At 55.3% G+C, this 2,414-nt stretch carries 3 protein-coding genes; all 3 read right to left on the minus strand.

Going from position 1 to position 2,414, the window contains the following annotated elements; genetic code table 11:
- Nucleotides 1–486, minus strand: coding sequence for a hypothetical protein (locus tag B3759_RS15945; RefSeq protein WP_291367519.1), 486 nt, complete (start codon nt 484–486; stop codon nt 1–3).
- 139 nt (nt 487–625) lie between these two features.
- The gene (locus B3759_RS15950) at nt 626–1,120 is read right to left on the minus strand and encodes a DUF934 domain-containing protein (protein WP_018307667.1); all 495 of its coding nucleotides are present in this window, start codon (nt 1,118–1,120) and stop codon (nt 626–628) included.
- Nucleotides 1,107–2,414: nitrite/sulfite reductase (locus B3759_RS15955; protein WP_291367522.1), on the minus strand; the 1,308-nt coding region annotated here is incomplete at its 5' end. The genes B3759_RS15950 and B3759_RS15955, both read right to left, overlap by 14 nt.

The following is a 2,414-nucleotide window of genomic DNA, read 5'->3' on the forward strand; positions in this document are numbered from 1 at the left end:
TTAACTGACGACACGCCGTAGAACAGCCTCTAAAGCTTTTCTGCGGTCTTTGCATGTTGCGTTTGCAGTGTCTGTCAGGAGGACGCCAAGATAGGTAGAAATTCCTGTCTGCCTCGATAGCAGTTTCATTTTCTCAAGATCTGCGAGTAATTTCCCCCCGCGACGATCTCTTTCGTCACAAATTTTAAGTTCAATGATAGCAAGAGGCTTTTCTTCTCGATATAGCGCAATATCTGCACGGAAACTGCCCATATCCTCAATGATCTGGTCATTGATTGTGAGCCCTAGTTCATTCATTATTCTAAGGTATGGCCTTTCGACATGAGCTTGAAGACCAAAATCACGGTTCAGTCCGATTGCAATTTGTCCACCTAAAAAAATCTCTGGCATTTCATTGTCCTGCTGGATGCAAGAGATTCTGCGATATACTTTAACTGCTTCGACACCATGGCGCACAATACTTGCGCTATATTTTTCATCAGTCATATTTTATCCTGCGAGTTTACATTCGCCGTGAGATAAACAAGCTATATCTTCAAAAAATATAATCAGAAACAAAAAAGGCTGTGACCTGGTGTCCATCAGATCACAGCCTTTGTCGGGTTTAGATGCCTACTTTATGATTCTAAGGCGTTGCGAGAAAGCGGCGCAGCCCGAAACCTGTAGGTTTCTCATCCAGCACCGGGGAGGGCTGGGTGGCGATTGTGAAACGACGGAGCGCTTCTTCCCACACAGCCATATCGGCGTTTCCGGAAACTTCCACGCTATCCACACCGCAGCGGATCAGGAACTCATACTGATCGGGAAGAATATGGCCGGAAGCCCGGATTTTCCCCGTGAAATGCAGATGCTCCCGAAGGGCGCGAGCCTGACTGAACGCACGGCCATCCCGGAAAATCGGGAAGGTAACGACGACAACAGCCAGTTTCGGCAGAGCCTCTTTCAGAACTGACACGGCTTCACTGTTCGGAAGCACAACGCCAAGCCGTCCTTCCGATCGCCCGAGACCTTCGCTCAGGCGATCAAGAGGGACAATGACATCCCCCGCGCCAAGCGCTTCACCTTCGACAGCATAGCGCCATGTATCCTCGACCGGATGGCCGTTCTCAAGCAGGGGCATAAACAACATCCTTGAAGGCAGCCGTGCCGACGCGGCGGTAGGTATCAAGAAACCGTTCGCCGTTTTCACGACGCACGAGATAGAGGTCAATCAGTCTGGAAACGGCATCGACTGTTTCATCCTCAGCCATGGCCGGGCCGAGGATCTGGCCGATGGACGCATCTTCCTCACCTGAGCCGCCGAGAGTGATCTGAAACGCTTCCTGTCCGCGCTTGTCCACGCCAAGGATGCCTAGATGCGCGGCGTGGTGATGACCGCAGGCATTGATACAGCCCGAAATATTGATCCGCAGGTCGCCAATCTCACGCTGAAGCTCCAGATCGGCAAACCGGGAGCTGAGTTTCTGCGCGATGGGGATCGAACGCGCATTGGCCAGAGCGCAATAATCGAGACCGGGGCAGGCGACGATATCGGTGATGAAGTTCACGTTTGGCGTGCCGAGACCCGCCTGCGACAGACGCTGCCAAACCGTGTGAAGCTGATCCTGCCGGACATGACCCAGAACCACGTTCTGAAGATGGGTCACGCGCAGTTCGCCAAAGCTGAATTCGTCGGCGAGATCGGCCAGCAGATCAAGCTGCTCAGCGGTCGCATCGCCCGGAATGCCGCCCGCTGGTTTCAGCGAGATGACAACCGAGATATAGCCCGGTGCCTTGTGCTCGTGCGTGTTGGTGCGGACCCAGGCGTCGAACGCGATGTCACGACGACGGTCCTCGGCCAGCACGGCAGCAGCGTTGCCTTCCGGTGCGAAGTCCGGAGCGCCGAAGCGGGCCTTGATCGCCGCCACAAGAGCGGGCTCGATGCGATAGCGCGCCCGGTCCATGGCGACGAATTCTTCCTCGACCTGCCGACGGAATTCGTCTGTGCCAAGGGCCTGCACAAGAATCTTGATACGGGCCTTGTAGATGTTATCCCGACGTCCGTGAGCGTTATAGACGCGAAGGATCGCTTCCATATAGGCGAGCAGATCTTCTTCCGGCAGATCGTCACGCAGGCTGACACCCACGATCGGCGTGCGGCCAAGACCACCACCCACGAATACCTCGAATACCGGCCGTCCATGCGGGCCGGGGCGGGCGATCAGACCGATATCGTGGAAGCGTGCGACAACGCGATCATGCGGGCTGCCGGAAATGGCGAATTTGAATTTACGCGGCAGGAAGGTGAATTCCGGATGCAGTGTGGACCACTGACGCAGGATTTCCGCATGGACACGCGGGTCGAGCAGCTCGTCCTTCGCAGCGCCTGCGAACTCATCCGAGGTGATGTTACGGATGCAGTTGCCGCTGGTCTG

The sequence above is a fragment of the Acetobacter sp. UBA5411 genome, assembly GCF_002409645.1.
Classification (GTDB): domain Bacteria; phylum Pseudomonadota; class Alphaproteobacteria; order Acetobacterales; family Acetobacteraceae; genus Acetobacter.